Origin of the sequence: Anaeromusa sp., from assembly GCF_028691475.1 — a bacterium.
In the GTDB taxonomy this organism is placed as follows: Bacteria; Bacillota; Negativicutes; order Anaeromusales; family Anaeromusaceae; genus Anaeromusa.
The window spans coordinates 1-6,706 of record NZ_JAQUZF010000124.1; the positions used below are offsets into that span (position 1 = coordinate 1).

7 protein-coding genes are annotated in these 6,706 nt (G+C 44.3%); all 7 read right to left on the bottom strand.

The window, feature by feature from the left end; translation table 11 throughout:
- Positions 1–69: 69 nt before the first annotated feature.
- Complete coding sequence (locus PHF27_RS12425) at positions 70–591, bottom strand: metal-dependent hydrolase (RefSeq protein ID WP_300070584.1); 522 nt, start codon at positions 589–591, stop codon at positions 70–72.
- A 14-nt stretch (positions 592–605) separates the two neighbouring features.
- On the bottom strand, positions 606–1,868 hold the full coding sequence (locus tag PHF27_RS12430; RefSeq protein ID WP_300070588.1) for a nucleotide sugar dehydrogenase: 1,263 nt from the start codon (positions 1,866–1,868) through the stop codon (positions 606–608).
- Positions 1,869–1,908: 40 nt separating this feature from the next.
- Positions 1,909–2,844, bottom strand: a complete 936-nt coding sequence (locus tag PHF27_RS12435; RefSeq protein ID WP_300070590.1) for a D-glucuronyl C5-epimerase family protein — start codon at positions 2,842–2,844, stop codon at positions 1,909–1,911.
- Positions 2,845–2,900: 56 nt separating this feature from the next.
- The gene (locus PHF27_RS12440) at positions 2,901–4,061 is read right to left on the bottom strand and encodes a glycosyltransferase family 4 protein (protein WP_300070593.1); all 1,161 of its coding nucleotides are present in this window, start codon (positions 4,059–4,061) and stop codon (positions 2,901–2,903) included.
- Positions 4,062–4,116: 55 nt separating this feature from the next.
- The gene (locus PHF27_RS12445) at positions 4,117–5,001 is read right to left on the bottom strand and encodes a hypothetical protein (RefSeq protein ID WP_300070598.1); all 885 of its coding nucleotides are present in this window, start codon (positions 4,999–5,001) and stop codon (positions 4,117–4,119) included.
- A 27-nt stretch (positions 5,002–5,028) separates the two neighbouring features.
- Positions 5,029–6,300 (bottom strand): glycosyltransferase family 4 protein, encoded by a 1,272-nt coding sequence (locus PHF27_RS12450; protein WP_363320064.1) that lies wholly within the window; start codon positions 6,298–6,300, stop codon positions 5,029–5,031.
- Between the two features lie 35 nt (positions 6,301–6,335).
- Positions 6,336–6,706: PilZ domain-containing protein (locus PHF27_RS12455; protein ID WP_300070601.1), on the bottom strand; the 371-nt coding region annotated here is incomplete at its 5' end.

Sequence of the window (6,706 nt, forward strand, 5' to 3'; positions counted from 1 at the left end):
TTCCGTACAGAATTATTGCCATAAAACCAATTTATTTTTTACATAACTATAACTTTACTTGTTTGAATTCTAAAGAATTCCCTTTTTAAGGAAATCATAAATTTTTCTTTTTAATGCAATTTTCATGAAAAAACACAAAAGGATCCAAACACTAATGTTATCCAGCAAATCTCTTTGCTGGATAGAATACCACCCCAATTGGACTTTCCCTAGCCACGCTTCATTTATTGCTTTCGGAAATTCCCAACCGTAAAAAGGCCAGAAAAAAATTCCCGGATGAAGCCACATTACATCGAAAAAATCGTGAAAAAAGGCTCCTAAAAAAACAGGCAGCAGCCTTGTTTCCCTTTTCCAAAACCATCGCCCAAGCGTAAGAATACCGATAACCGTCAAAAACGCCAAAGAATGCCCAATCGCTCGGCTCTCATACTCTACACTGCCTGCAAGCGCCTTTAATAATGATTTATCAATCAAATCCGGTAATAAGGAAGCTGCTATAACAAGCCGATAATCAATCTGCCGAAGCCGCATTCCCTTTTCCAATATTTTTACTGCCGTAAGCGTAAAGCCAATGTGCGATAACGGTAACATGCTTCCTCCCACCATTAAACGGGTTTCTTGTTTTTCCCAAGCGCTTTAACAGTAAATCCAGCAACTTTCCATTTATCATGATGCAAACAATTGCGAGCATCAAAAACCTGTTTCGTACGCATCAACGGCCCCAGCTCATCCGCCGCAAGGTACTTAAACTCATTATGATCGGCCAATACCAACACTAAGTCCGAGGCAAGAAATGCTTCCTCAAGATTCGCTAATGCAAATTCGTAGTTTTTTACATAAGGATCATAGATGCATACTTCTATATTCTCTTGTTTCATTTTTCGTATGACCTTCGTCGCAGGGCTTTCCCTGACATCGTCCACATTGCCTTTATAGGTCACTCCCAAAACAGTAACCTTAGGCCTTTCTCGATTCAGCAACATATTTCTTACTAATCCGACGACAAACTCCGGCATTCCATCGTTAATTTCGCGGCTCAAGCGTATCAACTTTGCATTATTAGACTTTTCAACGACAAACCATGGATCTACGGCCAGACAATGCCCGCCAACTCCCGGACCCGGTTGGTGCAAATGCACCCGGGGATGCATGTTTGCCAGTTTAAGAATTTCCAATGCGTCCAAATTCAAGTCATATGCAATTTTGCAGACCTCGTTCGCCAAGGCAATATTAACGTCACGAAAGGTATTTTCCATCAATTTAGCCATTTCCGCAGAAGTAGCATCGGTTAGCACTAGTTTCCCCTGCACGACCTTTTCATATATTTCCTTCGCCTTGCATGAAGAGCTGCTGCTGATTCCCCCAATGATGCGATCATTATTCACAAATTCATGTAAAATGTTGCCAGGAAGAACCCGTTCCGGGCAGTGCGCCAAAAAAATCTCTTCCCCTATTTTATAACCGCTTTTTTGTAAAATGAGCGATAAAATATCTTCTGTAGTTCGCGGCGGGCAGGTAGACTCTAAGACTACCAAATTTCCCTTGCGCAAAACCGGCAGTATAGACTCTGTCGCATGTACAACATAAGATAAATCCGCCGATTTATCTTCTTTAATCGGCGTGGGAACAGCAATGATAAAAACATCCGCTTCTTCCGGCTCTTGCTGCACGGTCATATTCCCAGACTGAAGCGCCGCGCAAACGACCGTTTTCAATCCAGGCTCATTGATGTGAAGCTCGCCCTTACGTAATACGTCAATAATTTTGGCGTCAACGTCCACGCCAACAACGCGAAATCCATTCGTAGCAAAAATACTTGCAGACGGAAGCCCTATGTACCCTAAACCCATAACACAAATTTTCAACATAAAAATCCCCCCGCTGTTCGCGTGATTTCGGTCATAACCCTCAACGTACAATAATTCGTTTCGCGTTTTTTTCGTGTATCTTTTGCCAAGCTTTTCTTATAACAGCCCTACCGCAATTCAAACGACTTCTTTGCATTTTCTCCCATTTATTAGCATACGCCAAAAAAATCATGCACCCAAACAATTCATGCATAACTTTCAGCTGCGCAATGTGCAAAAAATGGTAAAAGGGACTTGCGATAGTACTTCCCACATCATACTTTGACCAATAGTGACAGTCAAACTTCTCCAACTCCTCGGCCAGCGTATTAATTGCATTCAGCAAAATGAGCCGATACCGCTCCTCTTGGGTTGCTTGAAGGCAATCATAAAGGCCCCATATAGAAAAAATCCAACCATTTAACACTACAGGCTTATCTGCATATTCTTTGAACCATACTTTCCCATTACCGTACTGAGCGCAGCCGCCGTCTTCGACAGAAAGACACATAAAATCCACTGCTTTTTTAGCCGCTTTCAAGTATTCCTCATCACCAATTTCTTGGTAAGCTCGCACAAGTAAAGATGCGCCTTCCCCCTGTGCCATCGAAGAGTATGGCCTGCTATAACCAACAACAGAAAATGCATCCCACGCACCATTTTCTTCTTGATGCTCCATGGCCCACTCAACCGTACGCATAAAAGCGTTTTTATATTTCTTGTCCTGCGTTAAAAGAAACAAGTCATAGGCCCCAAGTCCGTACTGAAAAATGGCAATCGCAAAATAAACCTTCATGCCGTCATTGGTTAAGTTATATACAAGGCCTGTTTCATCCAACAACACACTGGGGCTTGTCACTTTCTTCGTCAAATCATTATAATATCCCTTTATCTCGCTTAAAGAATATGCTTTTCCCGCCTCTTGTCTGACATGCAGGATGCTCTTCCCTTGCAGCATTCTAAGCCATTTAGTTATTAACCTAATGCCTTTCAGCAAAGCCGCCCCGCTCCTTTTCTTTTTTCGAAATCACAGCCACCCGCGAAGGGGATTTTCTAAAAAGCCTGATAATCCTCCAGGAGCAATTTTACAATTGTATCTTCTGCAAAATGCGCAAGCACATACTGTCTTTCAGCCGCACCGTTAACGCCGTTTTCCCTCCAGCTATTATGAAAAGACGCAATTCCAGCTGCGATGTCTTCCGGCAGTACGCCGGCAAACAAGCGCTCCGTTTTTCCCCGTAATACTTCCGGCAACGCACAGGTCGGCGAAGCTAATACAGGAGTTCCGCAGGCCATCGCCTCAAGGACTGGCAGGCCAAAGCCTTCTCCGTCAAGAGATGGCATAATAAAAACATCGGCCGCCTGGTATCTTAAAACTACTTCCTCGTCTGGCACATAGCCAAGAAATGTGACATCACCGCCAAGCTCCAGCCTGCCCGCTAATGCTTCGAGTTCGGCTCTCAACGGCCCCTTGCCGCCAATAACGAGTTTGGCGCCAGGAATACGGCCTTTGAGGCTCTTAAATGCTTGGATCAAATTCCCAATGCCCATGCGCTCCTGCAAACCTCGCAGCGTATAAATAATAAAATCAGTGTCGCCATATGCAAATTTTCGGCGCACAGTATCTCTGTCAACAGGCAGCGCAAACTTATCCATATCAATCCAATCAGGAACTATTTTCAATTTTGCCGCCAGTGCTTCTTTGTTGGCAATCCGTTCGCGCGTGTATTCGGAGATGCAATGAATCTTTATGCTTCTGGCGTACACGGCGTTTTCGATATGCGCCATCATCTTTTCCTTAAGGCTCGCCTTCTCCGGCAAACGCTTCAACATTTTGTGATGATAGACCATTGGATCATGAACGGTAAATATTTTTTTAACCTTTCCAGATAAATAAAAGCTCAAAAAATAATACGTCATATAATCATGACCGTGCAAAATATCCGGCTCCTGATCACCAAAATGCTTTTTCCAGCCACGCCAACAATTAAACATCATCCTGATAAAATTAAACGCCGAACGGCCCTGGCGCTGAAAAGCAAATGTGTATACAGGAACGCCTTCCATTTCATAGGACTCGCATTGAAGACTCGGACAAAAGATCAGAGTTTCAAAGCCATATTTGCGCAAAGTTTTCGCGTGCTCAAGCGCAACCACCTGCAAGCCGCGCTTTTGTCGCGGGTCGGCTGAAGAGAGAATGGCGACTCGTTGCATAGGCCCGCATCTCCTTAAAAATAATACTTTCCTTGTCACCATAAAAACATACCGCTCAGCGAGCTATATAGGACGTCAACCAGCGAAACGGTTTTAAAAAATCGATAACTTCCCTGAGTCCGTCAATGACTTCCCATTGCTCATTGCCATTATAGGTGTGCAGCTTTTTGTTATGCGCCTGCCACTGCGGTCCCATTTCAAACAACGCTCGCTCCGCATATTCCCTTTCACTAAGACGAGTGATCTCGTTCATAATGAGAGACGCGCCATACTCAACAGCGCAATTTTGCGCAGGCCTGATAATCTTCCCTTCATGAAAAAAGAGATTGCCCGCTGGCCGCGCCGTACGCGCGTCGCGATTAACCGGATTTTGCGGATGCGGCTTCCACTCCCCCCATGGTGAATCGGCGTAGAAAACGCATAACTCTCCTTTGCCTGTTTGTTCGCGCGGACTCATCACATTGGTAAACAGCCACCATTTTCCATTATAAGGAAATAGGGTTGTATCGCTCGCCCTAATATCGCTCATGATCACTTTTTTCAACGTCCACTGCTCTGGGAAGTTCACCGCCTCGTACAACTCTACCGTACGGTTGGCGCTAGTATCTGGAATCATAAAAATTCCTTGCGACGTTTTTAAAAGAAAAGGATACGCCAAATGATGTTCTTTTTCCAATACCACCCGCGGTGGCAAGGGTTCCCCTTTTTCGTTTATTTCAATGCAGCTGATCACTCCCTTACGGTTCCTCAGCCGATAGTCTTCAAAGAAAATATAGTTTTTTCCCTCATTTTCCATAATAAACGGATCGGCGTAAAACCTTCCCGCCGGCGGTTGAATAACTTGAAAGCCCGCCATCGGTAGCGGCAACGCTACTGGCTGCTTCCTGCGAAAAGCAATAAACCATTGCTGAAAAACAAATAATTTTCTTAGTGAAATCATTTCATCCACCTTCAACGCTTCGGCGCCCTAAAGGCCTTCTATAACGGCCATTAATTTTGCAGCCAAGGCCTTATAATCAAAGTCAGCTGCGCCGCGCTGCGCATTTTTTCCCATCTCTTCGTATTTCCCGTGCGGCAGATCGCGCACCTTCAAAATCGCCCTCGCAAGCTCTTCCGGCGTTGACGATTCCAGTGAAATACCGCATTGATATTTTTCCAAAAGGCAGTAACCCATTTTTATAGTCGAAATAATCGGCTTGCCCGAAGCCATATACTCAAATAACTTATTGGAGCTATTGCCGCGCGTCCAATTATATTTGGCCTGCGAGTAGTTCAAAATATTTACAGAAGACTGGCTTAGAATATAGGGAACAAATCGCCGTTCTACATATCCTTTCATCGTTACATTTGTCAAGCCTTCTGCTGCGATCCGCCGCTGCAGCTCTTCCATTTGATTTCCTTCCCCATAAATTAAAAACTGAATATCTCGCTGCTCTTTTAACAACGCAGCCGCATCCAACAGCAGGCCCACTTCGTTAACAGGCCGAATAGAACCAACATACACCACTTTAAATTTCTCATCTTGCAAAGCAACATCTGCCAGCCGTTCTTCCGTTATCGCTTGACGAAAAGCCTCAATATCCACGCCATTATTGATATAATGGCATTTCTCAAGATCAATGTCGCCTCCCTGTCCGGCATCCCATTTGCGCTCTTTAAGATAATCAACATCGCCTTCTTTGGTGAAAATAATTCGGTCTGCATTTTTATAAATCCAGTGTTCGCCTGCAAGCAATATCCGCCCCAGAAAACTATGTTCTTTCACTTTGCCAAAGGAAAAAATTGCTTCCGGCCACAAATCGCGAACCTCGCAGACGCAAGGAATCTTCAGTTTCTTCGCAGTTCTAATTCCGGCGATCATGGTAAGAGGATGAGGACTTGAGGCAATGATAACATCCGGCTTGCCGTGTTCTCGCGCATAATCCCGAGCCACGTTCATCACACCAAAATAGAAGGATGCCATATTTCTTATACGCGCCCCCAAACCGCTCGCTGAAGAAGGCGTGTTTACAAAAACAAACGGGACTCCCTCCTCGTCTATAAATAAACATCTGCGTCCATCAGAGATTACGTTTCTATTTGCGTGATGAAGATAAGAAGCTGCAAATACCGTTGCCTCATAGCCGTGTTCCTTTAGCATCTTGCCAAAGTTAAATGGCCGTATCTGCCCGTTCATAGACGGCAATACCGCATAATGGTGAAAAAACCAAATATTTTTTCGTTTATATCCTGCAGCCATCCAAACTCCTCCACTTCAACATGAGCATGCCTGTTTTATTCCTCGTCATAAGCATGATCCGGAAATTGAGCTCGATATTGCTGAAATACTTTTCCGTAATCCGCCTCCAGAAATTTACATCCGTAGTTTTTTCCAATATTTCTCTTCACAACCGCCTGAACGGTAACTGTTTTATCTCCTGCTTCCAATTCCAGCTGAATATATTCGCCTAATGCTAGTTTGGCCTCGGTTTCCAAGCCAACACTCTCTTCCGACACGTCAATTGCAAGGGCCAGGTATGTTTTTTTTAAGTTTCTTTCCGCACGCAGCCGAACCTGTTGAACAACGCTAATCCGCCCCCATACACGCTTCTCATGATAGTCCATTTGCATATTCTCCTCTTTATCAATCATATTATGATATTCTC

Coding starts and splice junctions, on each gene's coding strand:
- PHF27_RS12425 (WP_300070584.1), bottom strand. CDS start 591: ATGTTACCGTTATCGCACATTGGCTTTACGCTTACGGCAGTAAAAATA.
- PHF27_RS12430 (WP_300070588.1), bottom strand. CDS start 1,868: ATGTTGAAAATTTGTGTTATGGGTTTAGGGTACATAGGGCTTCCGTCT.
- PHF27_RS12440 (WP_300070593.1), bottom strand. CDS start 4,061: ATGCAACGAGTCGCCATTCTCTCTTCAGCCGACCCGCGACAAAAGCGC.
- PHF27_RS12445 (WP_300070598.1), bottom strand. CDS start 5,001: ATGATTTCACTAAGAAAATTATTTGTTTTTCAGCAATGGTTTATTGCT.
- PHF27_RS12450 (WP_363320064.1), bottom strand. CDS start 6,300: ATGGCTGCAGGATATAAACGAAAAAATATTTGGTTTTTTCACCATTAT.